Source organism: Rhodococcus sp. NKCM2511 (genome assembly GCF_014905595.1).
GTDB classification, from domain to species: Bacteria; Actinomycetota; Actinomycetes; order Mycobacteriales; family Mycobacteriaceae; genus Rhodococcoides; species Rhodococcoides fascians.
In genome coordinates, this window is sequence record NZ_BNHJ02000001.1 from 967587 (window position 1) to 993069 (window position 25483).

Consider the following 25483-nt stretch of genomic DNA (forward strand, 5'->3'; position numbering starts at 1 on the left):
GCGAATTTCATCGCCTATCGCTTGTGTCGGCGGCGGTGTCGGTGACAAGATCGACCGATGCCGGATCAGTCACCCATCGCACTCGACGACGTCTCCAAGGCGATCATCGAACAACTTCAGGAGGACGGGCGACGTTCCTACGCCGCGATCGGCAAAGCAGTCGGGTTGTCGGAAGCTGCCGTGCGGCAACGTGTTCAACGCCTGACGGACTCCGGCGTCATGCAGATCGTCGCCGTCACCGATCCGGTACAGGTCGGATTCAAGCGGCAGGCCATGATCGGCATCAAGTGCACCGGGGACAGTCATGCACTGGCCGAGCAACTCTCGGCGATCGACGCGATCGACTACGTGGTCCTCACGGCAGGCTCCTTCGACATCGTTGTCGAAGTGGTGTGCGAGGACGACGAACAACTACTACGGATTCTCAACAAGCAGATCCGCAGCCTCGACTCGGTCACCAGTACCGAAACCCTGGTCTATCTGAAACTCGTCAAGCAGCAATACAATTGGGGAACACGATGACGCGAACCACATCCGAGCTCGACGCCTCCGCGGCAAAGCATCTGTGGGGCCACTTCACCCGTCACGGCGGCGGGGTCACTCCCCCGATCATCACCCGCGGCGAGGGTTCGACCATCTGGGACTCGAACGGCAAGAGCTACATCGACGGTCTGTCGGGCCTGTTCGTGGTTCAGGTGGGGCACGGCCGCGAAGAACTGGCCGAGGCCGCGGCCAAGCAGGCCAAGGAATTGGCGTTCTTCCCACTGTGGTCGTATGCCACCGAGCCTGCCATCGAACTCGCCGAACGGCTCGCCGGATACGCCCCTGGGGACCTCAATCGAGTTTTCTTCACCACCGGCGGTGGCGAAGCAGTCGAGAGCGCGTGGAAGCTGGCCAAGCAGTATTTCAAGAAGGTCGGCAAACCAGGTAAGCACAAGGTGATCTCGCGTGCCATCGCGTACCATGGCACCCCGCAGGGCGCTCTGGCCATCACCGGTATCCCGGCACTCAAGGAACCGTTCGAACCGTTGACCCCGGGCGCATTTCGGGTGCCGAACACCAATATCTATCGGGCTGCGGCCCCCATGGACACCGATCCCAAGGCGTTCGGAATCTGGGCGGCCGACCGCATCGCCGAGGCCATCGAATTCGAGGGCCCCGACTCGGTGGCCGCGGTGTTCCTCGAACCGGTCCAGAATGCGGGTGGCTGCTTCCCTCCTCCACCCGGATACTTCGAGCGGGTCCGCGAGATCTGCGATCGCTACGACGTCCTGTTGGTCTCGGACGAGGTCATCTGCGCGTTCGGGCGCATCGGATCGATGTTCGCCTGCAACGACTTCGGCTACGTGCCCGACATCATCACCTGCGCCAAGGGAATGACCTCGGGCTACTCCCCCATCGGCGCGATGATCGCCTCCGACAAGCTCTTCGAGCCGTTCGACGACGGCACGTCGAGCTTCGCCCACGGCTACACCTTCGGCGGACACCCCGTCTCCGCAGCCGTCGCCATGGCCAATCTCGACATCTTCGAGCGCGAGGGGCTCAACGCCCACGTTGCGGACAACGCACCCGCGTTCCGCGCGACGCTCGAAAAACTGCACGATCTGCCCATCGTCGGCGATGTGCGCGGCGAGGGGTACTTCTACGGCATCGAGTTGGTGAAGGACAAGGCCACGAAGGAAACGTTCAGCGACGCCGAAGCAGAACGCATCCTCCGCGGGTTCCTGTCCACCGCCCTGTTCGACGCCGGGCTGTACTGCCGGGCCGACGACCGCGGCGACCCGGTGGTACAGCTGGCTCCGCCATTGATCTGCGGGCAGAAGGAGTTCGACGAGATGGAACAGATTCTGCGCAGCGTGCTGACCGAGGCGGGCAACCTGATCTGACCGCCGGCGTTACTGCCCGATCCGGTCGATGACGAGGGGGGTCGGCTGCGCGGCGGTGGTGCCGATCTCCCAGCTGCCCTCGAGGGCCTGCTGTGCGTAGTCGAACTTCTCCGGGGTGTCGGTGTACAGAGTGGCCAACCGATCCCCGGCGCGAACCCGATCGCCCGGCTTGGCATGCAGACGCACGCCGGCTGCGCTCTGTACCGGCTCGCCCTGCCGCTCCCGGCCCGCGCCGAGCCGCCACGCCGCGAGGCCGACGCCCATCGCGTCCAAGCCGGTGACGACACCGTCCTGCGTCGCAGTGAATTCCTGGCTCTCACGGGCGACGGGCAGAGCGGCGTCGGGGTCGCCGCCCTGCGCCGCGATCATCGTGCGCCACCGGTCCATGGCGGACCCGTCGGCAAGCTTGTCTGCCGGATCGATGCCCTCGATCCCGGCCGCGGCGAGCATGGTGCGTGCCAGCGTGATCGTCAGCTCCACGATGTCCGCCGGCCCGCCGCCGGCCAGAACCTCCACCGACTCCTGCACTTCGAGCGCGTTGCCCGCGGTGAGGCCGAGCGGTGTGTCCATCGCCGTCAGCACCGCCAGGGTCCGTACGCCCGCATCCGTTCCGAGTTCGACCATCGCCGTTGCCAGTTCGCGTGCATCGTCGACGTTCTTCATGAACGCGCCCGCCCCGACCTTCACGTCGAGCACCAACGCGCCCGTGCCCTCCGCGATCTTCTTGCTCATGATCGAACTGGCGATCAACGGAATCGACTCGACGGTTCCGGTGACGTCGCGCAGGGCGTAGAGCTTCTTGTCGGCCGGAGCCAGATCTGCGCCTGCCGCGCAGACCACCGCGCCCACGGCGGGGTCGGCAAGAATCCGGTGCATCTCGTCGCCGCTGAGATCAGCTCGCCATCCGGGGATGGACTCGAGCTTGTCCAAGGTGCCCCCGGTATGCCCCAGCCCGCGGCCCGACAGTTGCGGCACCGCCGCTCCGCACGCAGCGACCAAGGGTGCGAGCGGCAGCGTGATCTTGTCTCCGACGCCACCGGTCGAGTGCTTGTCCACGGTAGGGAGCGGCAACGCGGAGAAGTCCATTCGCGTGCCCGACGCGATCATGGCGTTCGTCCACGTACTCAACTCCCGGCGCGACAATCCGCGCAGCAGAATTGCCATCGCCAACGCCGACATCTGTTCCGGCGCGACGCTTCCGCGGGTGAACTCGGCGATCACCCACTCGATCTGCTCGTCGTCGAGAACGCGTCCGTCGCGTTTGGCGCTGATGATCGATACGGCGTCAGGCATGGTTGTTCACGCGTCCTTCGTCGAGGTTGTCGGGGCCGAATGCGTCCGGGAGCAACTCTGCCAGTCGCCGCGGCCCGGTGGCGGTATCGACGAGCAGATCCGCGCCGCCGAACTCGTACAGCAACTGCCTGCACCGCCCGCACGGCATGAGGATCTCGCGTCGGGAATCGCAACAGGAAAAGGCAACGAGCCTGCCCCCGCCGGTCGAGTGCAGGTTCGACACCAACCCGCACTCGGCGCACAGGCCCAAACCGTATGAGACATTTTCCACATTGCACCCGGTGACAATGCGATTGTCGTCCACCAGAGCTGCCGCGCCCACCGGAAAATTGGAGTACGGGGCGTATGCGTGCCTCATGGCCCCATGGGCATTGTCGCGCAACGCATTCCAGTCGATTTCGTTCATGGTCACCCATCCAATCACGCTGTCTGAATTGATGCAGAGATCTACCCGAAACCGCCCGATTGAATTGGGAAGGCAAACCTAACACGGGATTTCGGCACCATACGAACCTCGAGTCGAATTAGTTCCGTGTTTCGAATGGGTTTACAGTTTCTATCAAGCGGCTAGTACAACCAGCACTAGGGCCGAATCGCGACAAATCGAGCCAGGTTAAGCCCGGCCACCGGGCTCGACGCGTCCACCAACGACGTTGGAGGCATTGCACTCGATGAGTAGCACGACGGAAGCCGCTCCGGTCAAGGAGCGCAAGCGGTCTCTGTACCGCGGGGACCCGGGAATGTGGTCCTGGGTTCTGCACCGCATCACAGGCGTGTTGACGTTCTTCTTCTTGTTCGTCCACGTTCTCGACACGGCGATGGTTCGGGTCAATCCCGAGACGTACGACGCCATCATCGAAACCTACAAGACCCCGCTCGTCGGACTCATGGAACTCGGCCTCGTCGCGGCAGTGCTGTACCACGCGTTGAACGGCATCCGAGTCATGCTGATCGACTTCTGGGCCAAGGGACCGCAGTACCAGAAGCTGATGCTCTGGGTCATCGCAGTCGTCTGGCTCGTCGTCATGATCCCGGGCGCGGGACGAATCTTCTACAACATGTTCACGGCGGGTGGTCACTGATGTCGACGCAGGGTCCCGAGGCGAAGGTCCTCGGCACGAACTACGACCGTCCGGCCAGCCTGGCCAACCCGCGTTCGCCGCGGCGTCAGAGCAAGGGCAACTTCGAGCTCTACGCGTGGCTGTTCATGCGGTTCTCCGGCCTGGCACTCGTCGTGCTGGTCCTGGGCCACATGTTCATCATGCTGATGCTCGACGACGGCGTACACCGCATCAACTTCGCCTTCGTCGCCGGCCGTTGGGCCAGCCCGTTCTGGCAGTTCTGGGATCTGACGATGCTGTGGCTGGCACAGCTGCACGGCGGCAACGGTCTGCGCACCATCATCGCCGACTACTCCCGCAAGGACTCGACGCGATTCTGGCTGACGACCTTGCTGGTGCTGTCGATGATCCTCATCATGGGCGTCGGCACCTACGTCATCTTCACCTTCGATCCCAACATCTCGGCGAGCTAAGGACACTGACGCTTACATGCAGGAACATCGTTACGACGTACTGATCGTCGGCGCAGGCGGTGCCGGAATGCGTGCTGCGATCGAAGCCGGACCCCGTGCTCGGACAGCCGTATTGACCAAGCTCTACCCCACCCGCTCCCACACCGGAGCAGCTCAGGGCGGCATGTGTGCCGCCCTGGCCAACGTGGAGGAAGACAACTGGGAGTGGCACACGTTCGACACCGTCAAGGGCGGCGACTACCTCGCCGACCAGGACGCGGTGGAGATCATGGCCAAGGAGGCCATCGACGCCGTCCTCGACCTCGAGAAGATGGGTCTTCCGTTCAACCGGACGCCCGAAGGAAAGATCGACCAGCGACGCTTCGGCGGCCACACCCGTGACCACGGCAAGGCACCCGTTCGTCGCGCGTGCTACGCAGCCGACCGCACCGGTCACATGATTCTGCAGACGCTCTACCAGAACTGCGTCAAGCACGACGTCGAGTTCTACAACGAGTTCTACGCGCTCGATCTCTGCCTGACCGAGACGGACGACGGGCCGGTTGCCACCGGCATCATCGCCTACGAACTCGCCACCGGCGAACTGCACATCTTCCACGCCAAGTCGATCATCTTCGCGACCGGCGGCTCGGGACGTATCTACAAGACGACCTCCAACGCGCACACTCTGACCGGCGACGGCATGAGCATCGTGTTCCGCAAGGGACTTCCCTTGGAGGACATGGAGTTCCACCAGTTCCATCCGACCGGCCTCGCAGGCCTGGGCATCCTCATCTCCGAGGCCGTCCGCGGCGAAGGCGGCATTCTGCGCAACGAGTCGGGTGAACGCTTCATGGAGCGGTACGCCCCGACCATCAAGGACCTCGCTCCGCGCGACATCGTGGCGCGGTCGATGGTGCTCGAGGTTCTCGAGGGACGCGGCGGTGGTCCCAACAAGGACTACGTCTACATCGACGTCACCCACATCCCCGAGGAAGTTCTCGACGAGAAGCTCCCCGACATCATGGAGTTCTCGCGCACCTACCTCGGTGTCGACCCCGTCAAGGAGCCGGTGCCGGTCTACCCGACCTGTCACTACGTCATGGGCGGTATCCCCACCAAGATTCGCGGTGAGGTGCTGCGCAACAACGAGGACATCGTCCCCGGCCTGTACGCGGCAGGTGAGTGCGCCTGTGTGTCGGTGCACGGCGCGAACCGTCTGGGAACCAACTCGCTGCTCGACATCAACGTCTTCGGTCGTCGTGCGGGCATCGCCGCGGCCGAGTACGCCAACTCGGTGGACTTCACCCCGCTCCCCGAGGAGCCGGCGAAGATGGTGCAGGACTGGCTCGAGCTGATCCTGTCCGACCACGGTCACGAGCGGGTGGCCGACATCCGTTCCGAGATGCAGCAGTCGATGGACAACAACGCGTCGGTCTTCCGCACGCAGGAACGCCTCGAGACGGCGCTGAAGGATGTGCGCGCCCTCAAGGAGCGCTACAACCACATCACCGTCGCGGACAAGGGCAAGCGCTACAACAGCGACCTGCTCGAAGCCATCGAACTCGGCTTCCTGCTCGAGATGGCCGAGGTGACCGTCGTCGGAGCGCTCAATCGCAAGGAATCACGCGGCGGACACGCTCGCGAGGACTTCCCCGATCGCAACGACGCCGAGTACATGAAGCACACCATGGCCTACAAGGAGGGCGAAGGTTTGCTCACCGAGATCCGCCTGGACTACAAGCCGGTAATCCAGACCCGCTACGAGCCGATGGAGCGGAAGTACTGACATGAGCGCACCCACACTGGACAAGAAGTCCGAACAGAACGATCTGCCTCCCGTGCCCGACGGCGCGGTCATGGTCACGCTCAAGATCGCTCGTTTCAACCCCGAGAGCGGCGACGGCCAGTACTGGGACACCTTCCAGGTCCCCACGCTGCCCACCGACCGTCTGCTCAACCTGCTGCACTACGTCAAGGGCTACCTCGACGGAACTCTGACGTTTCGTCGCTCGTGCGCCCACGGCGTCTGTGGCAGTGACGCGATGCGCATCAACGGCGTCAACCGTCTCGCCTGCAAGGTGCTGATGCGCGACATGCTGCCGAAGGATTCGTCGAAGACCCTCAACATCACCATCGAGCCCATCCGTGGCTTGCCGGTGGAGAAGGATCTCATCGTCAACATGGAGCCCTTCTTCGACGCGTTCCGCGCCGTGAAGCCGTTCCTCATGACGACGGGCAACGAGCCGACCCGCGAGCGCATTCAGTCGGCTGCGGACCGCGCCCGTTTCGACGACACCACCAAGTGCATCCTGTGTGCGTGCTGCACCACCTCGTGCCCGGTGTTCTGGAGCGACGGAAGCTACTTCGGTCCGGCGGCCATCGTCAACGCGCACCGGTTCATCTTCGACAGCCGTGACGAGGGTGCCACCGAGCGTCTGGACATCCTCAACGACGTCGAGGGTGTGTGGCGCTGCCGCACCACGTTCAACTGCACCGACGCATGCCCTCGTGGCATCCAGGTGACCAAGGCCATCCAGGAAGTCAAGCGCGCACTGCTGTTCGCTCGCTGATCTCCACGGCTACGACGAAAGCGCCCCTTCGCAGACGCGAAGGGGCGCTTTCGTCTGTCCGTCACACGAACGCGCTGTAACCCGTCACGCCGCGGCCGACGATGAGGTTGTTGATCTGAGCGGTGCCCTCGTACGAGTACAACGCCTCGGCATCGGAGAAGAACCTGATGACTTCGTGCTCGATGAGAATTCCGTTGCCGCCCATGATCTCTCGGGCCCATCCGACCACCTCGCGCAGACGCGTCGTGCAGAACGTCTTCGCGAGCGCCGCATGCTCGTCGTGATGAACTCCGTTGCCCTGCAGTTGTGCGACGCGAACGGCCATCCCCAGAGACGCGGTGATGTTCGCCGTCATCCGCGCGATGAGATCGGCAATGAGCTGGAACGAGGCGATCGGAGACCCGAACTGCTCCCGTTCGCGCGCGTAGGCGACGGCTCGCTCGTACGCGCCCATCATGACGCCGACGGCTTGGAACGCCACTCCTCCGCGGGTCAGCCGAAGCACCTTGGCGGTGTCGGCGAACGAGTTGGCCTCGGCCAGCTTGTTGGCGACCGGGACGCGGCAGTTCTCGAGATGAACGTCGGCGTTCTCCACGGCGCGAAGCGAGTACTTCCCCTCGATCTTCTCGGCCCGGAACCCCTCGAATTCCTTCTCGACCACGAAGCCCTTGACCTCGCCGTCCGCCTCGTCCTTCGCGAAGACGATCGTCAGGTCCGCGAAGGTCGCATTACCGATCCATCGCTTGCTTCCGTTGAGAATCCAATGGTCTCCATCGAGGCGAGCCGTGGTCTCCAACCCGCCGGCGACGTCCGATCCGCCGTGCGGTTCGGAGAGTCCGAACGCGCCGATCGTCTCCATTCGGCGCATGGCGGGCAACCACCGCTCGCGCTGTTCCTCGGACCCCAGAATCGAGATACTGCTCATCGCCAGCGAACTGTGCACGCTGAACATCGTTCCGGTGGACGGATCGACCCGCGCGAATTCCATCTCGAGCCAGCCGGTGAGTAGTTTGCGGGAGGCCTTGCGGTCAACAGGAGTGGAGCCTGCGGAACGACCCGGTTCCTTGAAGGCGTATCCCAGACCCGCGATTTCGAGGTCGGCGATGGCCGGCATGAGGTGTACCGGTGAGACGGCCTTCTCCCAGAACTCGTTGGCTCGCGGCGCAACCTGCTCCTGGAGGAACCGGCGGGTACGCAGCACCACGTCGACTTCGGCCTCGTCGAGCAAGCCCTGATACCCGTAGAAATCCGATTCGAGGAAGTCCGGCGACAGTGGCCCGAGGGGCTCGTGCTTGCTCATGGTCGACTCCTTCGTCCGGTGCCGCCCTCGGGCACCACTATTGCTCTTCTACCCGCCGTGCCCCTGTCTCACCCATCGCGGGTCTCAGCGACCGAGTTCGTGGGTGAGGGTTGCGAGCTCCTGGCCCCCGGCCATTTCGGTCGTGAGCTCGTCGAGCGAGATGTCGTCGTAGGTGCAGTCCAATTTCTGGCGGCCGCGGTCGAGCAGGACGAAATGATCGCCCACCAGGTACGCGTGGTGAGGATTGTGGGTGATGAACACGACGCCCAGTCCCTGCTCTTTGGCGGCGGAGATGTAGCGCAGCACCATCCCGGATTGTTTGACTCCCAGCGCCGCGGTGGGCTCGTCGAGAATCAGCACACGGGCTCCGAAGAAGATCGCGCGCGCAATTGCCACGCATTGCCGCTGACCGCCGGACAGCGCCCCGATGGGGGCATCGACGTCGGGCAGATCGATGCCCATCTTGCGCAGCTCTTCGATGGTCGTCGCGCGCATGGCGTTCGTGTCCAGAGTCTTGAAGAATCTGCCCTTCGTGAGCTCCTGGCCGAGAAAGAAGTTGCGCCACACCGGCATCAGCGCGACCACGGCAAGATCCTGGTAGACCGTCGCGATACCCAGGTCGAGAGCATCCCTCGGCGAGTCGAACGTCCTCGGTGTGCCGTCGACGAACAGCTCCCCCTCGGACTGCTTGTGCAGGCCCGCCATGATCTTGATCAACGTGGACTTGCCCGCGCCGTTGTCACCGAGAACTCCGGTGACCTCACCGGCGCCGACGCGTAGGTCGATTCCGTGCAGCGCCACGATGTTGCCGTAGTTCTTACCGACGTTCTTCAGCTCGATGAGCGGCGCCGACGCGCCCGACGGCGACTGGACGGGCTGGTCCGAGGAGGTAGTCATGCTCACCTTTTCGCCGCGTAGTTACGGAAGGAGTTGTTGGCGATCACGGCGAAGAGGAGCATCGCGCCGAGAAAGAACTTGAACCAGTCGGGATTCCATCCTGCATACACGATGCCCTGGTTGGTCATTCCGAAGATGAACGCACCGATGAAGGCTCCGACGGCGGTGCCGTACCCACCCGTGAGCAGACATCCTCCGATGACTGCCGCGATGATGTAGAGGAATTCGTTGCCGACGCCTTGGCCGGACTGCACGGTGTCGAACGCGAACAGCAGGTGCATCCCGACGAACCACGCGCAGAACCCTACGAACACGAACAGGCCGATCTTGACCTTGGTCACCGGAACACCGACGGCCCTGGCCGATTCCTGATCGCCGCCGACGGCGAAGATCCAGTTACCGATGCGAGTTCTCATGAGCACCCACGTGGCCACGAGTGTGAACACGACCCACCACACGACGGTGATGCGGATGGAGACCCCGAACAGCGAGAACGACGAGGAGAACACGGCTTTCGCCGAGTCGAAGCCCTGCATGTCCGAGATCGACGGGGTAGCAACCTGTCCGGTGACGAGTTTGGTGACGGCCAGATTGATGCCGGTGAGCATCAGGAACGACGCCAGCGTGATCAGGAACGACGGAATCCTCGTCTTCGTCACCAGATACCCGTTGACGAAGCCGACCGCCGATGCCAGGCCCAGCGCCAGCACAGCTCCGGTCCACACGTTGAGGTGCAGGTTGTAGGCGAGCATCGAGGCCATGATCGAGGAGAACGTGACCGCGACCCCGGTGGACAGGTCGAACTCGCCGCCGATCATCAGCAGCGCGACACCGATCGCCATGATTCCGATCGTCGACGACGCGTACAGCACGGTTGCCAGTGCTTCGGGAGACCGAAACGGCGGCGCGACGATGCAGAAGAAGACGAAGATGGCGATCGCACCGAACAGGGCACCCATCTCTGGGCGAATCAGCAAGCGCTGCAACGGTTTCTGCTTCTTCACCCGCTCGTCCAGGATCACGGCGTGCGTTCCCGAAGCCGGGTCGGCCTGTGTTGGCATGATGTTCCTTCCGCGTCCGGACGACGCTCAGCGAGTTCCGTTGCGGGCGTACTCGGCGATGGCCTCGATGTTGGTCGAGTCGACGAAGGCCGGGCCGGTGAGCACCGGGGTGCCGCCGCCGATGGTGTTGCCGTTGTTGAGGTAGAGCCACAGGGAGTCGATGGCGAGATAACCCTGCAGATAAGGCTGCTGATCGATGGCCCAGGCGACGTCACCGGACTCGATCGCGTCGACGAGGGCCGCGTTGGTGTCGAACGTGACGACGGTGGCGTCGCTACCGGCATTGGTCTTCGACTGCACCGCGGTCAGTGCGATAGGGGCAGCGAGCGCAACGACGTGGTCGATGCTCGGGTCCTGCTGGAGCTTCGCGGTGATCGTCGCCTCGACCGACGGCATGTCCTTGCTGTTGACGTTCAGAATTTCGGTGCTGCCCCCGGTGAAGCCCTGTCGAACTCCTGCGCAGCGCGCTTCGAGCGCTACTGCACCCTGCTCCTGGATGATGCACAAGGTCTTTCGCGCACCGTCTTCGGTGAGCCGCGCCCCGGCAGCCCTACCCGCAATGGTTTCGTCCTGACCGAAGTACTGCTGCACCCCCGTTGCGCTCCATGCGTCGTAGCCGGAATTGAAGGCGACGACCGGGATGCCCGCTGCGGTTGCCGCCTCGACAGCCGGAGCCATGGCCTCGGGCTTGGCCAGTGTCAGAGCGATGCCGTCGACCTTCGAGTCGATCGCGCTCTGAACGAGATTGGCTTGATTGGGTGCCTCCGGATCGGCCGAGTAGCGGAGCTCGATGTTGTCCTTGGCGGCTGCGGCCTCGGCTCCCTTTCGGATGAGATCCCAGAACGTGTCGCCCGGTACCTCGTGCGTGATCATCGCTACCGTCGCCGCAGGCGTGTTCGCCACTCCCGCATTGCTGCCGCTGTCGGTGGACCGTGGAGCCCCACCGGTGCTCGAACAGGCCGTCAGCGTCAGCACCATCACCAACCCGAGCGCGACACCCGCCCCACCGGCGCGGCGTCGAACCGAGCGGAGCGAGCCGGTACGGGCCGCCTGTCGAAATGTCATCCGGGTTCCTCTCGGGCGACCGAGCTGTCGGTAGTACAGCTCGGCGGATCGCTGTCTGTACAACGTAATGCCGATCACAGACGATGGACGTAGTTTGGCAGGCCTTCGAACCGGCCCGCTCCCCGGTGGGTCGCGGCCTCGGTGACCTCTGCAGCGCCTATGGTAATTCGCGATGAAAAGGACTCGAAAGTTCGTAGCCGTGTGGGCGACAGCTCTCGCTCTCGCCGGCGTCGGCAGCGGCCCGGCATCGGCGCAGCCGGCAGTCGAGCCACCCGTCGCATCGACGACGCCACCGTTCACGACGCCGAACACCGACGCGTGCCCGTTCGCGGCCTCTCCGCCCCCGGCGATCGATTCCTCGGAAGTTCCGGCTCCGGGTAGCGCTGCGCCACAACCTGTTCCGATCCCGGCGGACCCGGTGGGCGGATCCCGACTGGCCGAGTGCGGCGCGATCGTGCCGGACGGCGCGCCCCCACTGCCCGCGGACATCTCGGCAACCGGGTTCGTGGTGGCAGACCTCGATTCCGGATCGGTGGTAGCCGCCAAGGATCCACACGGTCGGCACCGACCGGCGAGCACGATCAAAATACTGCTCGCCCTCGTCGCTCTGGACGAGCTGGACCTCGGCAAACAGATCACCGCGACGGCCGAGGACGCCGACGCAGAAGGCAGCGCCGTCGGCATCGGGAAGAACGGTGTCTACACCAATCTGCAACTGTTGCAGGGCCTGGTCATGGCGTCGGGAAACGATGCCGCGCATGCCTTGTCGACTCAGCTGGGAGGTGACGCCGCGACCGTCGAGAAGATGAATGCCAAGGCAGCAGAGTTGGGCGCGCTCGACACACGGACCGCGACTCCCTCCGGCCTGGACGGTCCCGGCATGGCCAGCTCGGCCTACGACCTGGCACTGTTCTACCGGGAGGCCATGCGCAATTCGACCTTCGCGCAACTGATTTCGACCGAGAACGTGCAATTTCCCGGCTATCCGAAGGATCCCACGATCCCCGACGACCAGGACCGCCCCGGTTTCACGCTGTCCAACGACAACCAGCTGCTCTACAACTATCCGGGCGCTCTCGGCGGCAAGACCGGCTACACCGACGATGCCCGCCAGACCTTCGTGGCGGGTGCCGAACGCAACGGTCGCCGTCTGGTCGTAACGATCATGAAGGGTGACGTGCTACCGATCCGGCCGTGGGAACAGGCGGCTCGGCTGCTCGACTACGGGTTCGCCCTCGACCCGAGCAGCAGCGTCGGCGATCTGGTCGAACCGGATTCCACGTCGCCGGTGACGAGTACACGTGCGACCGGCGCGGTGCCGACCCTTGCTCGACCCCCTGCGTCGGCGTCGAGTGCCGAATCGGGTACCCGACAATCCGATCTGCAGGCGCAGGGCGACACGGTCGTGCGCATCGCAATCGGGGTCATCGGTGCACTGGTCGTGGCCGGTTTGCTGTGGGGCGCACGCACACTGTCTCGCCGCCCCTGAACTCCCCCGCCGCCTCTCACATTCGCAAGTAGGTTGCCTCGGATCAGCGTCGCCGATTGCGAAGTCCAGCGATACCCAGAGCGGCCAGAGCGCCCGCGCCCACCAAGGCCAGACCACCCTTGACACCCGGGCCGTCGCTCACCTCGACCCGGGTGTTGATCACCGCGGGGTCCGGTGCCGGCACATGAGCGTCAGCAAGGCTCTCCCGAGTGGTGGCTGCGAACGCAGTCGAGAACAGCACCAACCGCGACGTCGTGAACACGAACACCAACAGACCGATGATGGGACCGAACACGACTCCGGCGGGCCCGCTCGTGACGGACGCGAGGTAGATCGCGCCGAGTTGCTTGAAGATCTCGAAACCGACTGCGGCCAACAGTGCACCTTTGGCCGCACTGCGCCACGACACCGGTTCGCGCGGCAGACGTGAGATCACCCAGGTGAACAGCGCCCAGGTTCCGGCAAGCGCGAGCAGTATCGAGAAGACCCGCAGCGCCACTCCGACGCCGGGAACGGAATCGAGGTTCAACCATTCGAGAATGCCACGCATGACGCCGCCCCCGGCCAACGCGGACAGCCCGAGAGATAGCACCAGTGCTGCTCCCAGGCCGAGCAGAGCCGCGAGGTCCTTGGCCTTGGTCGCAAGGAATCCGCCCGCCTCGTGCTGGCTTTCCCACATCGCGGTCAGGGCCTCACGCAGATTGGCCACCCATCCGAGCCCCGCGTACAGCGCGCCGAGCAGGCCGATGACACCGACACCGGTACGGGACTCGATCGCGGTATCGATCAGCGAGCTGATCGTCTCACCGAAGCTGCCCGGGACATTCTCCGCGATCTGCGACTGAATCTCGGCAAGCCATTCGGGCTGATTCACCAGTACGAACCCGGCAACGGCGAATGCAACCATCAGCAGCGGAAACAACGCCAGCACACTGAAATACGTCATCCCCGCGGCGTAGTAATCGCCCTTCTGCCCCTGATACCGCTGGGCGGCAACAACAGTGTGATCCAGCCACGGCCACCGAGCACGCCGATCGTCGAGCATGGCCTTGAAATCGGGCATGGCACTCACCTTTTCGCTGTCGTCGGCGGCTGTTCGGGCCGTGTCCTCGAAATGTCGTGTAGCGCGAATATCGTGTACTGACAGGGCTATGCGCCGGGAGGAAGGAACCCCACCCTGTCGTACACCTGAGCCAGCGTTCTGCTCGCGACCTCCCTGGCTCGATCCGCACCGACAGCGAGGAGGCGATCCAATTCGGCTACGTCGGACATGAATCCGTCCATTCGTTCGCGCAGCGGAACCACGAACTCGGTCAGCACGTCGGCAGTGTCGGACTTGAGATCGCCGTAGCCCTTGCCTGCGTAACCGGCGACCAGATCATCGATGCTCTTCCCGGACAGAGCGGACTGAATCACCAGAAGATTGCTGACGCCTGCCTTGTTCTCCGGATCGAAGACGATATCGCGTTCGTTGTCCGTCACTGCCGAACGAATCTTCTTCGCGGACACCTTCGGATCGTCCAGGATGTTGACGATGCCCGCCGGATTCGACGACGACTTGCTCATCTTCGCCGTCGGATCCTGCAGGTCGAAGATCTTGGCCGTGCCCTTGATGATGTGTGCATCGGGAACCACGAAGGTCTTCTTGAACCGCGAGTTGAACCTCTGCGCCAGATCGCGAGTCAACTCCAGATGCTGACGCTGATCCTCGCCCACCGGAACGAGATTCGGCCGGTACAGCAGGATGTCCGCGGCCTGCAGAATGGGATAGGTGAACAACCCGACGCTGGTGTGATCGCGACCCTGCTTGGCGGACTTGTCCTTGAACTGCGTCATCCGGCCGGCTTCGCCGAACCCGGTGATGCAGTTGAGAACCCACGCCAACTGCGCATGCTCGGGAACCTGGCTCTGCACGAACAACGTCGACTTCTCGGGATCGATACCCACCGCCAACAGTTGTGCGGCCGCTATCCGGGTGCGCCGGCGCAATTCCTTCGGGTCCTGCGGAACCGTGATCGCATGGAGATCGGGAACGAAGTAGAACGCATCGAACTCCTCCTGCAACTCCACCCAGTTCCGCACAGCACCCAGGTAGTTACCGAGATGGAAAGAATCCGCCGTCGGTTGGATGCCCGAGAGCACCCGACGACGCGGACCCTGCGACGTGTCGATCGAGTCAGGAGAAGACATGCGGCAATCTTTTCACGCCGTCCCCGACCCGTACCGATTGCCTTGCCACACCAGCCGCTCCGCAGGCTCCGCTCCTAGCACCCCGGTCACTCCGCAGGCTCCGCTCCTAGCGGTAGCGCACCGTCACCGGCGCGTGATCGGACCACCGCTGGTCGTACGCCTCCGCTCTTTCGGTGACAGCTTCTTTCGCACGCTCGGCCAGATCACTTGTGGCGAGTTGGTAGTCGATGCGCCACCCGGCGTCGTTGTCGAACGCCTTGCCGCGGTAGGACCACCAGCTGTACGGCCCCTCGACGCCGGGGTGCAGCTCGCGCACGACGTCGGTCCACGGTGACTTCTCGGCGAGCAATCGCGATACCCACTCACGTTCTTCGGGGAGGAAACCCGACTTCTTGCGGTTGGTCTTCCACGACTTCAGATCCGCTTCGGTATGGGCGATGTTCCAGTCGCCGCAGACCACGACGTCGCGCTCGGCGGACGTCGTTGCCTTGGCGGTCTTGGCGAGATACTTCGCGAACGCAGCCATGAAGCGTTCCTTCTCGTCCTGTCGGTCGGTCCCCACCTCGCCCGACGGCAGGTACAGGCTCGCCACGGTGACGTCACCGTAGTCTCCTTCGATGTAGCGACCCGCGTCGGCGAATTCAGCGACGCCGATGCCGGTTCTGATCGCCTCCGGCGCGGCCCTCGACAGCAGGGCCACACCATTGCGTCCCTTCGCCGACGGTTCCGCCGACGCCAGATGCCATCCCGCATCGAGGGCCGGGGCCAGTGCTGTGGTCAGCTCGCCGTCGTTGGCGCGCGTCTCCTGAAGACAGATGACGTCGGCATCGGTGGCCTCGAGCCACGGAAGCATGCCCTTGCGAACAGCCGCGCGGATCCCGTTGACGTTGACAGTGGAAATAGTGATCGGCACGCCGACGACCGTAGCGGAGGCCACCGACAACCGGCAGGTGGCCTCCGCAGGCTCACCTTCTCTTCGGTTTGGCTCCTGGCTTCGGAGCCGTCACCGCCGAAGTCATCGACGGCACCGCGACCGGCTCCCGGTCGATCCGTCGGTAGACGATGTGCTGCTGGGCGTAGGTCCAGATGTTGTTGCTCACCCAATAGAGCAGCACCGCAACGGGCAGCACCGGGCCACCGATCAGCACCCCGGCCGGGAAGACCCACAGCGCGAGCTTGTTCATGATCGCGGTCTGCGGGTTCGCCGCGGCGGCCGCATCCTGACGCGCGATCGATGCCCGGGAGTTCAGGTGGGTAGCCACCGCGGCAACGATCATCAACGGCACCGCGACGACCGCGATGCTCCACACCGACGGCACCCCACCGAACGGACCGAACGCTTCGAGAACATCTCGAGAGCTACTGACGGCAGCGGAGATCGGTGCGCCGAACAGCCGCGCGTCGAGAAACGACTGCACATCGCCCGCACCGAACACGTAGTTGGCTGTACTCGCATTCTCCTGCGCCGACATACCGAGATGCCCGAACCCGGTTCCCGTCCGGTTGAACGAGCGCAACACGTGCAGCAGACCGATGAACACCGGTGCTTGCGCGAGCAGCGGGAGGCAACCCATCAGTGGGTTCACACCGTGTTCCTTTTGCACTGTGCGGATTTCCGTGGCCTGTCGAGCCCGGTCACCGGAGTACTTCTTCCGTACCTCCTCGAGCCTGGGTTGGAGTTTCTTCATGGCGAGCTGTGAACGAATCTGACCCACGAACGGCTTGATCAACAGCGTTCGTAGCGTGAAGACCAAAAATACGACGGCCAAGGCCCAGGCGACGCCGTTGTCGGGGCCGAGCACGAAACCGAAGACCCGGTGCCAGAACCACAGCACCGCGGAGACGGGGTAATAGACGAAATCGAGCATGATGGAGTGCCTCACTGAGAGAGAAATCGGTCGGATGACGTCTCGACCGGATCTCGCAGTGACTTAGCGGAACTGGAGCCACCGATCCGGTCCGTGAACCGATCCGGGTGCTCTCGGCATAGGGCGACCTGGCGCGTCGGGTTGCTCTTGTCTGCGGTAGGCCCCACGGAGTCTGCCGCCGTCGGATCCGGCGGTTGTGGACGCGGGCGGCACCACGACGAGGATGTCGGCCGATGCACCCGTCACCAGCAGTGCCGCAGCCACCAGCGCACCGAACATCGCTATCTGGGCCGCGGGCTGGGCATCGACGACGGCGAAGACGACCAGCAGAACTGCCGTCACTCCGACGAGGGTGACCACTGCGGCTCGCCACGGCGACACCGCACGCCTGGAAATTACGTCGAATGCAGCCGTCGAATCGAGACGGCGGGTGGCGTTGTCGATGGACAACATAGTGATTCTCCCGATGAACCTCGTGGACCAGGGGCACGTGAGGTGTGGGAGAGCTGTCGAACTACAGCGCTCCCACCAGGAGACCGGGTGCTCGCGGCTGCGGGCGACCGGGTGCGTCGGGGCGATGTTGACGTCGGAACGAGCCACGAAGGTGGCGCTCCTCCGCATTCGGTCCGACGTTCGACGGACGGTACAGAAGGCTCAGCGCCCCGGCACGATGCGCGTAGAACACCGCCGCCGCCAGAGCAGCGACGATGATCAGCGCGAGATCGGCCGGTCCGGCCGGAGTAGTCAGCAGCAGCGTGAAGAACAGCACCGACGTGACGACGAGGTTCTGATAGCCCATCGTGCACCTCCGTCCTTACGTCACCGATCGTCGAGTCGTTGCTCAGGGTACAGATACCGTCGGGTCTGTGCACTGGTACCAGCTGTCTCCCCAGGAGACCGGGCCTCGGGCCTGAACACACTTACGCACACGTTCGGGCAGGCGATCGAGTTCGGAATCTGCGTCCGCCGACAACCCGCCGAGGTAGAACACGTCGATCCGCCCCGTCTCCTCGAACCGTTCGACGTTCTGCCGCGCGATGTACGCGTCCGGGTTCACGGCCGCGAGGGCGAGAACGGTCAGCACTGCTCCCACACCGACTGCTCGCGGAAGCCAGCGACCCGACATACGTACGCCCGCGACGAGCAGCAATACGAACACCGAACCCAACCACCATTCGACGGCGGTGACGAACAGCCGCAGGGTGGTGTAGCCGTACTGCTCCTCGTACAACGACATTCGATGCAACGCCGACGCCACGATCACCACCGACAGTGCGCACAGCGCGCCGAGCAGAACCCGCAATGCAAGTCGGTCGCGTAGGTCCGTTCGTTCGGCCTTGGTCACGGTGACCGCGATGACGAGCAAGGTCAATACCGTCACCGTCAGCAACTGCCAGAAGCCCTGCCGTGCGTACTCGGCGTTGGTCAAACCTTCGGTGCTCAGAACGTGTCCCTGGCCGCCGAACAAGCTCGGAATCTGAAAGGCGACGAACACCCCGAACAGGCCGACGACAGCGCCGAGCGGTATTGCCCACTCCCACAACCGAAGTGTGCGACGCGGTGTTGCCGCCAGGCGGTCGAAGCGCGGCGGATGCACGGCCACGTATGCGGCGGCGAGCGCACCTGCGGCCGTCAGTACGAATACGACCACTCGCCCGACGATCGATCCGAGATCGAACTGCGGAGTGACCGAGCCCAGAGCATCCGCGAAACGTCGATCCGCCGCCCCGAACAGCGCGGCGAACACCACACAGAGCGCGACGGTGACGGCGGCGACCACGCCGATTCGGATCGGCTTGGGCCCGTCGAGATCGATGGTTCCCGCCCCTCGTCGCGTCCACCGCACAACCCGCAAGGGCAGCAGCAGCGGCAGCACGGTGCCGAGAGCGATGCCCGTCCAAGTCCAGGCCCGCGAGAGAACGACCGACCCGACGACGACCGCAAGGGCAACGGACAGAGCGACGATCCACTCCGCCTCTCGTAGCGCCGCGACGCTGGACAAGGCGAGGACCCCCGCCACACCCACCCACTCGCACGGCGACAACGACGCACGCCGTACCGCTACGACGACAGCCATGATGCTTGCGGCAGTGATGGGTACGCCGAAGTTGTTGTAGCCCAATACCACTGCACTGACGAGGCCGGCAGCGAGCGCTCCGACAAGTGCCGCGCGGGGTGCCCGAGAGTGTCGCAGCACCGGCCAGGTTCGAGGGCTCCACAGCGATCGACGAGGCCGCGTTCTGGGGTGCATGGGTATTCCGATCGTGGTCATGACTGTGATCCATTTCTGTGTTCGAGGCATGCCGGACCGCGGCTGCGGTCCAGGGACGAGCAGTCGAGGTGTGTGAGAGAGAAGGTGGGTCGTCAGCGCCCGGGGATGGCCACTCTGATGTGGCAGCCCGACTCACTGTCGAGAACGTCGATGGTCCCGCCGTGCAGTTCGGTGGCCCACCGTGCGATTCCGAGTCCGAGACCTGTTCCGCCGTCGGTGGATCCGCCGCGAGTGAACCGGTCGAACACCGCGTGACGGTCGGCCGGTGCGATGCCGGGACCCTCGTCGCGAACATCGAACGCGAACCGGTCCCCGGCTCGATGCGCTCGGATACTCACCGTGCCCGACTGCGGCGAATGCCGTACGGCGTTGTCGACGAGATTCGTGATCACCTGCGTCATTCGAGCGCGATCGGCGACGACCGTCCCGGCACCGGGTGAGACGACGATCGATACTCGTTCTCGGTGAACGCCGGTCGCCTCCTCGAGGAAGGGGCGCACCGGGAATTCCGTCGGGGCGATGCTCAGCACTCCGCCCTCGACCCTCGACAGATCCAGCAGTTCGGTCACCAGGTTTCCCAGTCTCTCGGTCTGGCCGAGAGCCACCGACAACGTGGCCGGGTCGGGTTCGGTCACCCCGTCGACCATGTTCTCGAGCACTGCCCGCAAGGCAGCGATCGGAGTTTTCAATTCGTGGGAGACGTTTCCGATCAGCTCGCGGCGGTACTTCTCGGCGGCTTCCAAGTCGCTCGCCATGGTGTTGAACGCGGTGGCGAGCTCGCCCACCTCGTCGCGGGACGTGGCACGCACCCGGGTCGAATAGTCTCCTCGCGCCATCGCTTTGGCCGCCGAGGTCATCTCCCGCAGCGGCGACGTCATGCCGTGCGCGACGAATTGTGTTGCGGCCAAGGACACGATCAATGCCGCGAGAAGTGTGTAGCGAAACTGCCAGCCGGCCCCGATCCAGAAGACGACGCTCGCCAGCACCAGCACGATGCCCACCACGAGCGAGACCTTGAGTTTGAACGACCGCAAAGGATCGAGTGGACGCGGCAGCATCGGCCTCATCGCGGTGCCTCCACGGCGTATCCGACGCCGTGGACGGTACGAATCAGGTCGCCACCGAGCTTGCGCCGCAGGGCTTTCACGTGACTGTCGACGGTACGACTGCTGGCCGAATCGTCCCAGCCCCACAGTTCCGACAGCAGAGTCTCCCTGGACACCGCCGTACGAGGCCGAGCGGCGAGATACGCCAGGATGTCGAATTCGGTTCTGGTGACGTGGATGTCGCCCGCGTCGGTGGAGACGCGTCGCTCCCGGTGATCGATGTGCACGTCGCCGATTCGAGTGGTGTGCTGCTCGGGAGTGACGACGCGCTCGGCACGCCTGATGAGAGCATGCACACGTGCAACCAGTTCGCGCATGCTGAACGGCTTGCCCAAGTAGTCGTCCGCACCTACGCCCAGCCCGACGAGCATGTCGGTCTCGTCGGACTTGGCCGTCAACATCAGTACCGGTACCGGTCGGGAGGCCTGGATGCGTCGGCACACTTCGAGTCCGTCGAAACCGGGAAGCATCAGATCCAGCACCACCACGTCGGGGTCGATCCGGCCGCACACCTCCACCGCGGAGGGGCCGTCGGCGGCAGTGACCACGTCGTACCCCTCGCCTCGCAGTCGAGCGGCCACGGCGTCGGAGATCGTGGGTTCGTCGTCGACTACGAGAACTGTGCGGCTCATGAGAATTGACCCTAGAGGTCGGACATGGAGGACTTCGTCGGGAAATGTGGAGGTTCGGTGAAGGTTGACGTGAATGTCTGACTAAGGGTGGGCTACCCTTCCTTTCGATACCCGCCCTGACGAAAGGCCCATTCGATGCGTATCCGACCACTTCGGAGAACTTTGGCGGTGTGCGCGATCGCGCTGACCACGGCGGGACTACTGAGCGCCTGCTCGAACTCCGACGGCGCATCCGACGGTGCCGACTCCCCCACAACCGGAACGTCCGCCTCCGGCGTCTTCCCCGTCTCGGTCGAGCATGCGTTCGGCGAGACCGTCGTTCCCGAGGAACCCACCCGCATCGTGGTGGCGGGATACACCGAACAGGACACGGTGTTGGCCCTCGGCGTAATCCCCGTCGGAGTGACGGAGTGGTACGGCGACCAGCCGTACGCGACCTGGCCCTGGGCTCGGGACGCGCTGGGAGATGCCCAGCCCGAGGTGCTGACCAACAACGGCGACGGCTTCGAGACCGAGAAGATCGCCGCCCTCGAGCCCGATCTGATCATCGCCACCAACGCCGGTCTCACCGCGGACAGCTACCGGACTCTGAGCAACATCGCACCCACGCTCGCCCAGTCCGACGCGTCGACCGCCTACTTCGAGCCCTGGGACGTACAGGCGGAGAAGATCGGCCGGGCGTTGGGCAAGAAAGCCGAAGTGGACGGACTCATCGACGGTGTGAATCAAAAGTTCGCCGATGCCGCGGCGGCTCACCCCGAGTTCGCAGGGAAGAAGGCGATCTTCCTGCAGAACGCGTTCTACGAGGGCAAGGCCATCGCGTACCAGGACGGTTTGAGCACCGACTTCCTGACGAAGCTCGGTTTTGTGATCCCCGACGACATCGACGCGTTCGTGCCGGCCGACGGCAGTGCACAGGCGAGCATCCCGCTGGAGAACCTGTCGGTCCTCGACACTGCAGATGTGCTGATCTGGGGAACGGAGAACCCGGGCGATCGCGGCCAGTTGGAGAAGGAACCGGTGTACAACGCTCTGCAGCCGGTCAAGGACGGCAACCTCGTCTTCACCGATGGGGTGACGGCGGGGGCGATCTACTTCACGAGTGTGCTGAGCCTGCCGTACGTGATCGACAAGGTGGCCCCGGCACTCTCCGAGGCGCTCGGCGGAACCGCCACCACCATCACGTCCTGACTCATGCCGCGGAGCGCTTCTCCATCCACATGGCGACGGACAGAACGCCGAGGCCGGCAACAGCGAGACCCGAGCCGACGGCGGCCGGTGCCGTGTAGCCGAGACCTGCGGCGATCACCGCGCCGCCCACCGCGGCTCCGATGGCATTGGCCAGGTTGAACGCCGCGTGGTTGAGTGACGCGGCGAGAGTCTGCGCGTCCTCCGCCACGTCCATCAGACGGGTCTGAAGTCCGGGGACGACGGACGAGCCGGACGCGCCGATCAAGAACACGAGAAGCAGCGCGGTCACCGGGTTGTGAGCCGCGACGACGAAGACGGCCAGGGACACCGCGGTCGCGGCCAGCCCGATGAAGGTGCCTTTGAGCTTGTACTTGTCGGCCAACCAACCGCCCGCGTAGTTGCCGGCAACCATGCCGAGGCCGTAGATCATCAAGGCCACCGGAACCAGTGCACGGGCAAGGCCTGCGACGTCGGTCAGGGTCGACGCGATGTAGGTGTACACCGCGAACATGCCGCCGAATCCGACGATGCCGACGAACAGGGTCATCCACACCTGGCCACGGCGGAGGGCACCGAGCTCGGTGATCGGGCTGGTGGTCGGCATGGCGTCGAGTCGCGGCATCCACAGGACGAGTGCACTGACGGTGAGCAACCCGATCACGGCGACGAGGGCGAATGCGCTTCGCCACCCGAGGGCCTGGCCGATCCAGGTCGCCACCGGTACACCGACGACGTTCGCCACCGATAGACCCATCATCACCATCGCGACGGCCTTGGCTCGTTTGCCCGGCTCAGCGAGGTGCGCCGCCACCAGTGCGGCAACGCCGAAATACGCGCCGTGCGGCAGACCGGCCACGAACCGGGAGGCCACCAACTCGTTGAAACTCGGCGCGAAGACCGTCCCGAGATTGCCGAGAGTGAACGCCACCATCAGCGCCAGCAACAACATGCGCCGAGGAACACGCGCCGCAAGAGCGGCGATTGTCGGCGCGCCGACGACGACGCCGAGCGCGTAGGCGGAGATCATGTGGCCGGCCGACGGCTCCGATATTCCCATCGTCGTCGCGATGTCCGGGAGCAGGCCCATCGACGCGAATTCGGTGGTGCCGATGCCGAAGCCGCCGATGGACAGGGCCAGCATGGCGAGCCTGCGGCGGGTCGAGTGCGGTCGATGGCCGACGCTCAACCCACTCGACACCTTGCCGCGCACGGCGCTGACGTTTCTGGCGAGAGCGGAATCGGTGACAGTCACAGCAGAACAACCTTCGTAAGCAATCGGATTACAGAGCGGGCCAGGGGCTGGTGGATCGACGACCTGGTAAATCGACGACCTGGTGGATCGATTCAGTACAGCCCGACCGGACGGCACAACGTTCGTCGTGTTCATTGTCTTCCCCGAGGCGACTCGTTTTCGAGTCGTCGGGCGGTGATTGTCCTCACCAGAGCATCTGCTCGAGGGTCGTGAGCGCCCTCGTTCCCCCGAGACACCCGTACCCGCTAAGATTCCTGCCAGGTCATGAGTGCCAGCATCGAGCCCCGGCTTGCTGGCCGGCAACCCTCCAACCGCGGTGGGGTGCCCCGGGTGAACGACCAGGCCGATGCAACACATCCGTGTCGTATCGACAAGCGCGGGTCCGCTCCGAAGCGGACCCACTGATCTTCGGTCCCCACGGGCCGAGGCATGTCAGGAGGTTCTCATGTGTTGCTGTACCGATACGCCCCGTAACGCTCGAGTTCTCGAGCTTCATTCGACAGAAAACACGTCTGAGAAAACGGAGTATCACCAGCCATGACCGATTCGACCCCCGACGTCGTCGACGCCACCGGAGCACCCACCGAGGATCCGTTCACCGATCCCGCAGCCGACTGGAGCTTCGAGACCAAGCAGATCCATTCGGGTCAGACACCCGACGGCACCACCAGGGCTCGTGCGTTGCCCATCTACCAGACCACCTCGTACACGTTCGACAACACCGATCACGCGGCCGCACTGTTCGGCCTGGCGGAACCGGGCAACATCTACACCCGCATCATCAACCCCACGCAGGATGTCGTCGAGCAGCGCATCGCCGCTCTCGAAGGGGGCGTCGCAGCGCTTCTGCTCGCGTCGGGCCAGGCAGCAGAAACGTTCGCCATTCTCAATCTCGCCGAGGCGGGCGATCACATCGTCTCGAGCCCGCGGCTCTACGGCGGCACCTACAACCTGTTCCATTACACGCTTCCGAAGCTGGGGATCACCGTCTCGTTCGTCGACGATCCGGACGATCTCGAGCAGTGGCGCGCGGCCATCACACCGTCGACCAAAGCGTTCTACGGTGAGACGATCTCCAACCCGAAGAACGACGTTCTCGATATCCCCGGCATTTCGGCGATCGCCCACGAGAACGGCATTCCGCTGATCGTCGACAACACCGTCGCGACGCCGTACCTGCTGCAGCCGCTGAAGCACGGTGCCGACATCGTGGTGCACTCGGCGACGAAGTACCTCGGCGGTCACGGCACGGCGATCGCGGGCGTCATCGTCGACGGCGGAACGTTCGACTGGACGCAGGGCCGTCACCCCAACTTCACCACCCCGGATCCGAGTTACCACGGTGTCGTCTTCGCCGATCTCGGCGCTCCGGCCTTCGCCCTGAAGGCGCGGGTGCAGTTGTTGCGTGACATCGGGGCTGCGGTGTCACCCTTCAATGCGTTCCTGATCAGCCAGGGCCTCGAGACGTTGAGTCTTCGAATCGAGCGGCACGTGGAAAACGCGCAGAAGGTGGCCGCCTTCTTGGCCGGTCGCGACGACGTCGTCTCGATCAACTACGCCGGACTCGAGTCCTCGCCCTGGTACGAGCGCGGGCAGCAGCTGCTCCCGAAGGGGCAGGGCGCGATCATCGCGTTCGAGCTGAAAGGAGGAGTGGACGCGGGCAAGAAGTTCGTCAACGCTCTCACTCTGCACAGTCATGTGGCTAACATCGGAGACGTGCGTTCTCTCGTCATCCATCCCGCGTCCACCACGCATTCGCAGTTGACCCCGGAAGAGCAGTTGGCCTCCGGCGTCACTCCCGGCCTCGTGCGTCTGGCCGTCGGTATAGAAGGAATCGACGACATCATCGCCGATCTCGAGGTCGGCTTCCGCGCGGCGGCGTCTTGAGCCACAGT

General features: G+C 64.3%; 25 protein-coding genes and 1 riboswitch. Of the genes, 9 read left to right on the forward strand and 16 right to left on the reverse strand.

The window, feature by feature from the left end:
* Nucleotides 1–57 precede the first annotated feature (57 nt).
* Complete coding sequence (locus tag JLZ96_RS04355; protein WP_032366674.1) at nucleotides 58–522, forward strand: Lrp/AsnC family transcriptional regulator; 465 nt, start codon at nucleotides 58–60, stop codon at nucleotides 520–522.
* On the forward strand, nucleotides 519–1886 hold the full coding sequence (locus JLZ96_RS04360; RefSeq protein WP_027496423.1) for an aspartate aminotransferase family protein: 1368 nt from the start codon (nucleotides 519–521) through the stop codon (nucleotides 1884–1886). The genes JLZ96_RS04355 and JLZ96_RS04360 overlap by 4 nt, the downstream gene beginning before the upstream one ends.
* A gap of 9 nt (nucleotides 1887–1895) precedes the next feature.
* Here JLZ96_RS04360 and JLZ96_RS04365 read toward each other — a convergent pair whose 3' ends face one another.
* Both JLZ96_RS04365 and JLZ96_RS04370 read right to left on the reverse strand, forming a co-directional pair.
* Entirely contained in the window at nucleotides 1896–3179 is a 1284-nt protein-coding gene (locus tag JLZ96_RS04365; protein ID WP_032408072.1) for a thymidine phosphorylase, read from the reverse strand.
* Nucleotides 3172–3585 carry a cytidine deaminase gene (locus JLZ96_RS04370; protein ID WP_027496421.1) on the reverse strand — a complete coding sequence of 138 codons (414 nt, stop codon included), beginning with the start codon at nucleotides 3583–3585 and terminating at the stop codon, nucleotides 3172–3174. The genes JLZ96_RS04365 and JLZ96_RS04370 overlap by 8 nt, the downstream gene beginning before the upstream one ends.
* Before the next feature lie 265 nt (nucleotides 3586–3850).
* On the opposite strand from JLZ96_RS04370, the gene sdhC reads away from it, so the two are divergent.
* From sdhC to JLZ96_RS04390, 4 genes are read left to right on the forward strand one after another with little or no spacing between them, the layout of a single operon-like run.
* Nucleotides 3851–4261, forward strand: a complete 411-nt coding sequence (gene sdhC / locus JLZ96_RS04375; RefSeq protein WP_072692119.1) for a succinate dehydrogenase, cytochrome b556 subunit — start codon at nucleotides 3851–3853, stop codon at nucleotides 4259–4261.
* The gene (locus tag JLZ96_RS04380; RefSeq protein ID WP_027496419.1) at nucleotides 4261–4713 is read left to right on the forward strand and encodes a succinate dehydrogenase hydrophobic membrane anchor subunit; all 453 of its coding nucleotides are present in this window, start codon (nucleotides 4261–4263) and stop codon (nucleotides 4711–4713) included. The genes sdhC and JLZ96_RS04380 overlap by 1 nt, the downstream gene beginning before the upstream one ends.
* Nucleotides 4714–4729: 16 nt before the next feature.
* Entirely contained in the window at nucleotides 4730–6481 is a 1752-nt protein-coding gene (gene sdhA, locus JLZ96_RS04385; RefSeq protein ID WP_027496418.1) for a succinate dehydrogenase flavoprotein subunit, read from the forward strand.
* Nucleotide 6482: 1 nt separating this feature from the next.
* Nucleotides 6483–7265: a succinate dehydrogenase iron-sulfur subunit gene (locus tag JLZ96_RS04390; protein WP_027496417.1), complete on the forward strand. Its 783-nt coding sequence runs from the start codon at nucleotides 6483–6485 to the stop codon at nucleotides 7263–7265.
* A 61-nt stretch (nucleotides 7266–7326) separates the two neighbouring features.
* Here JLZ96_RS04390 and JLZ96_RS04395 read toward each other — a convergent pair whose 3' ends face one another.
* The 4 genes from JLZ96_RS04395 to JLZ96_RS04410 form a co-directional block, all read right to left on the reverse strand.
* Nucleotides 7327–8565 carry an acyl-CoA dehydrogenase family protein gene (locus JLZ96_RS04395; protein WP_052073823.1) on the reverse strand — a complete coding sequence of 413 codons (1239 nt, stop codon included), beginning with the start codon at nucleotides 8563–8565 and terminating at the stop codon, nucleotides 7327–7329.
* Nucleotides 8566–8649: 84 nt separating this feature from the next.
* Nucleotides 8650–9462, reverse strand: coding sequence for an ATP-binding cassette domain-containing protein (locus JLZ96_RS04400; RefSeq protein WP_167326918.1), 813 nt, complete (start codon nucleotides 9460–9462; stop codon nucleotides 8650–8652).
* A gap of 2 nt (nucleotides 9463–9464) precedes the next feature.
* Entirely contained in the window at nucleotides 9465–10523 is a 1059-nt protein-coding gene (locus tag JLZ96_RS04405) for an ABC transporter permease (RefSeq protein ID WP_032366677.1), read from the reverse strand.
* Between the two features lie 27 nt (nucleotides 10524–10550).
* Nucleotides 10551–11501, reverse strand: coding sequence for a substrate-binding domain-containing protein (locus tag JLZ96_RS04410; RefSeq protein WP_236254065.1), 951 nt, complete (start codon nucleotides 11499–11501; stop codon nucleotides 10551–10553).
* Between the two features lie 259 nt (nucleotides 11502–11760).
* Here JLZ96_RS04410 and JLZ96_RS04415 point away from each other — a divergent pair, with 259 nt between their 5' ends.
* Nucleotides 11761–13077: a D-alanyl-D-alanine carboxypeptidase family protein gene (locus JLZ96_RS04415; protein WP_032383965.1), complete on the forward strand. Its 1317-nt coding sequence runs from the start codon at nucleotides 11761–11763 to the stop codon at nucleotides 13075–13077.
* A gap of 43 nt (nucleotides 13078–13120) precedes the next feature.
* Here the strand turns inward: JLZ96_RS04415 and yhjD are convergent, their stop codons facing one another.
* From yhjD to JLZ96_RS04460, 9 genes are all read right to left on the reverse strand, one after another.
* On the reverse strand, nucleotides 13121–14140 hold the full coding sequence (yhjD, locus tag JLZ96_RS04420) for an inner membrane protein YhjD (RefSeq protein WP_032383966.1): 1020 nt from the start codon (nucleotides 14138–14140) through the stop codon (nucleotides 13121–13123).
* Between the two features lie 86 nt (nucleotides 14141–14226).
* Nucleotides 14227–15267, reverse strand: coding sequence for a tryptophan--tRNA ligase (gene trpS / locus JLZ96_RS04425; protein ID WP_032383967.1), 1041 nt, complete (start codon nucleotides 15265–15267; stop codon nucleotides 14227–14229).
* Between the two features lie 106 nt (nucleotides 15268–15373).
* Nucleotides 15374–16180: an exodeoxyribonuclease III gene (locus tag JLZ96_RS04430; RefSeq protein ID WP_027496409.1), complete on the reverse strand. Its 807-nt coding sequence runs from the start codon at nucleotides 16178–16180 to the stop codon at nucleotides 15374–15376.
* Nucleotides 16181–16232: 52 nt separating this feature from the next.
* Nucleotides 16233–17135, reverse strand: coding sequence for a membrane protein insertase YidC (yidC, locus tag JLZ96_RS04435; RefSeq protein WP_052063061.1), 903 nt, complete (start codon nucleotides 17133–17135; stop codon nucleotides 16233–16235).
* A gap of 63 nt (nucleotides 17136–17198) precedes the next feature.
* Entirely contained in the window at nucleotides 17199–17588 is a 390-nt protein-coding gene (locus JLZ96_RS04440; RefSeq protein WP_052053778.1) for a DUF6412 domain-containing protein, read from the reverse strand.
* A gap of 61 nt (nucleotides 17589–17649) precedes the next feature.
* Nucleotides 17650–17934: a DUF6412 domain-containing protein gene (locus tag JLZ96_RS04445; protein ID WP_032366681.1), complete on the reverse strand. Its 285-nt coding sequence runs from the start codon at nucleotides 17932–17934 to the stop codon at nucleotides 17650–17652.
* Nucleotides 17935–17976: 42 nt separating this feature from the next.
* Complete coding sequence (locus JLZ96_RS04450; protein ID WP_201009553.1) at nucleotides 17977–19407, reverse strand: DUF4153 domain-containing protein; 1431 nt, start codon at nucleotides 19405–19407, stop codon at nucleotides 17977–17979.
* A gap of 92 nt (nucleotides 19408–19499) precedes the next feature.
* Entirely contained in the window at nucleotides 19500–20474 is a 975-nt protein-coding gene (locus tag JLZ96_RS04455) for an ATP-binding protein (protein WP_032366682.1), read from the reverse strand.
* Complete coding sequence (locus tag JLZ96_RS04460) at nucleotides 20471–21145, reverse strand: response regulator transcription factor (RefSeq protein ID WP_201009554.1); 675 nt, start codon at nucleotides 21143–21145, stop codon at nucleotides 20471–20473. Before JLZ96_RS04460 ends, JLZ96_RS04455 begins: the two co-directional genes overlap by 4 nt.
* Nucleotides 21146–21280: 135 nt before the next feature.
* Between JLZ96_RS04460 and JLZ96_RS04465 the strand changes: the two genes are divergently transcribed.
* Complete coding sequence (locus tag JLZ96_RS04465) at nucleotides 21281–22336, forward strand: ABC transporter substrate-binding protein (protein WP_201009555.1); 1056 nt, start codon at nucleotides 21281–21283, stop codon at nucleotides 22334–22336.
* Between the two features lies 1 nt (nucleotide 22337).
* Here the strand turns inward: JLZ96_RS04465 and JLZ96_RS04470 are convergent, their stop codons facing one another.
* Nucleotides 22338–23477, reverse strand: coding sequence for an MFS transporter (locus JLZ96_RS04470; RefSeq protein WP_032367243.1), 1140 nt, complete (start codon nucleotides 23475–23477; stop codon nucleotides 22338–22340).
* Nucleotides 23478–23848: 371 nt separating this feature from the next.
* Nucleotides 23849–23971, forward strand: a riboswitch (SAM riboswitch).
* Between the two features lie 154 nt (nucleotides 23972–24125).
* On the opposite strand from JLZ96_RS04470, the gene JLZ96_RS04475 reads away from it, so the two are divergent.
* Entirely contained in the window at nucleotides 24126–25475 is a 1350-nt protein-coding gene (locus JLZ96_RS04475) for a bifunctional o-acetylhomoserine/o-acetylserine sulfhydrylase (protein WP_201009556.1), read from the forward strand.
* The last annotated feature ends 8 nt before the right edge of the window (nucleotides 25476–25483 follow it).

Excerpts from the sequence above, each read along its gene's own strand:
- JLZ96_RS04355 (WP_032366674.1), top strand. The coding sequence starts at position 58 with ATGCCGGATCAGTCACCCATCGCACTCGACGACGTCTCCAAGGCGATC.
- JLZ96_RS04360 (WP_027496423.1), top strand. The coding sequence starts at position 519 with ATGACGCGAACCACATCCGAGCTCGACGCCTCCGCGGCAAAGCATCTG.
- JLZ96_RS04365 (WP_032408072.1), bottom strand. The coding sequence starts at position 3,179 with ATGCCTGACGCCGTATCGATCATCAGCGCCAAACGCGACGGACGCGTT.
- JLZ96_RS04370 (WP_027496421.1), bottom strand. The coding sequence starts at position 3,585 with ATGAACGAAATCGACTGGAATGCGTTGCGCGACAATGCCCATGGGGCC.
- sdhC (WP_072692119.1), top strand. The coding sequence starts at position 3,851 with ATGAGTAGCACGACGGAAGCCGCTCCGGTCAAGGAGCGCAAGCGGTCT.
- JLZ96_RS04380 (WP_027496419.1), top strand. The coding sequence starts at position 4,261 with ATGTCGACGCAGGGTCCCGAGGCGAAGGTCCTCGGCACGAACTACGAC.
- sdhA (WP_027496418.1), top strand. The coding sequence starts at position 4,730 with ATGCAGGAACATCGTTACGACGTACTGATCGTCGGCGCAGGCGGTGCC.
- JLZ96_RS04390 (WP_027496417.1), top strand. The coding sequence starts at position 6,483 with ATGAGCGCACCCACACTGGACAAGAAGTCCGAACAGAACGATCTGCCT.
- JLZ96_RS04395 (WP_052073823.1), bottom strand. The coding sequence starts at position 8,565 with ATGAGCAAGCACGAGCCCCTCGGGCCACTGTCGCCGGACTTCCTCGAA.
- JLZ96_RS04400 (WP_167326918.1), bottom strand. The coding sequence starts at position 9,462 with ATGACTACCTCCTCGGACCAGCCCGTCCAGTCGCCGTCGGGCGCGTCG.
- JLZ96_RS04405 (WP_032366677.1), bottom strand. The coding sequence starts at position 10,523 with ATGCCAACACAGGCCGACCCGGCTTCGGGAACGCACGCCGTGATCCTG.
- JLZ96_RS04410 (WP_236254065.1), bottom strand. The coding sequence starts at position 11,501 with ATGGTGCTGACGCTGACGGCCTGTTCGAGCACCGGTGGGGCTCCACGG.
- JLZ96_RS04415 (WP_032383965.1), top strand. The coding sequence starts at position 11,761 with ATGAAAAGGACTCGAAAGTTCGTAGCCGTGTGGGCGACAGCTCTCGCT.
- yhjD (WP_032383966.1), bottom strand. The coding sequence starts at position 14,140 with ATGCCCGATTTCAAGGCCATGCTCGACGATCGGCGTGCTCGGTGGCCG.
- trpS (WP_032383967.1), bottom strand. The coding sequence starts at position 15,267 with ATGTCTTCTCCTGACTCGATCGACACGTCGCAGGGTCCGCGTCGTCGG.
- yidC (WP_052063061.1), bottom strand. The coding sequence starts at position 17,135 with ATGCTCGATTTCGTCTATTACCCCGTCTCCGCGGTGCTGTGGTTCTGG.
- JLZ96_RS04440 (WP_052053778.1), bottom strand. The coding sequence starts at position 17,588 with ATGTTGTCCATCGACAACGCCACCCGCCGTCTCGATTCGACGGCTGCA.
- JLZ96_RS04445 (WP_032366681.1), bottom strand. The coding sequence starts at position 17,934 with ATGGGCTATCAGAACCTCGTCGTCACGTCGGTGCTGTTCTTCACGCTG.
- JLZ96_RS04450 (WP_201009553.1), bottom strand. The coding sequence starts at position 19,407 with ATGACCACGATCGGAATACCCATGCACCCCAGAACGCGGCCTCGTCGA.
- JLZ96_RS04455 (WP_032366682.1), bottom strand. The coding sequence starts at position 20,474 with ATGAGGCCGATGCTGCCGCGTCCACTCGATCCTTTGCGGTCGTTCAAA.
- JLZ96_RS04460 (WP_201009554.1), bottom strand. The coding sequence starts at position 21,145 with ATGAGCCGCACAGTTCTCGTAGTCGACGACGAACCCACGATCTCCGAC.
- JLZ96_RS04465 (WP_201009555.1), top strand. The coding sequence starts at position 21,281 with ATGCGTATCCGACCACTTCGGAGAACTTTGGCGGTGTGCGCGATCGCG.
- JLZ96_RS04470 (WP_032367243.1), bottom strand. The coding sequence starts at position 23,477 with ATGCTGGCCCTGTCCATCGGCGGCTTCGGCATCGGCACCACCGAATTC.
- JLZ96_RS04475 (WP_201009556.1), top strand. The coding sequence starts at position 24,126 with ATGACCGATTCGACCCCCGACGTCGTCGACGCCACCGGAGCACCCACC.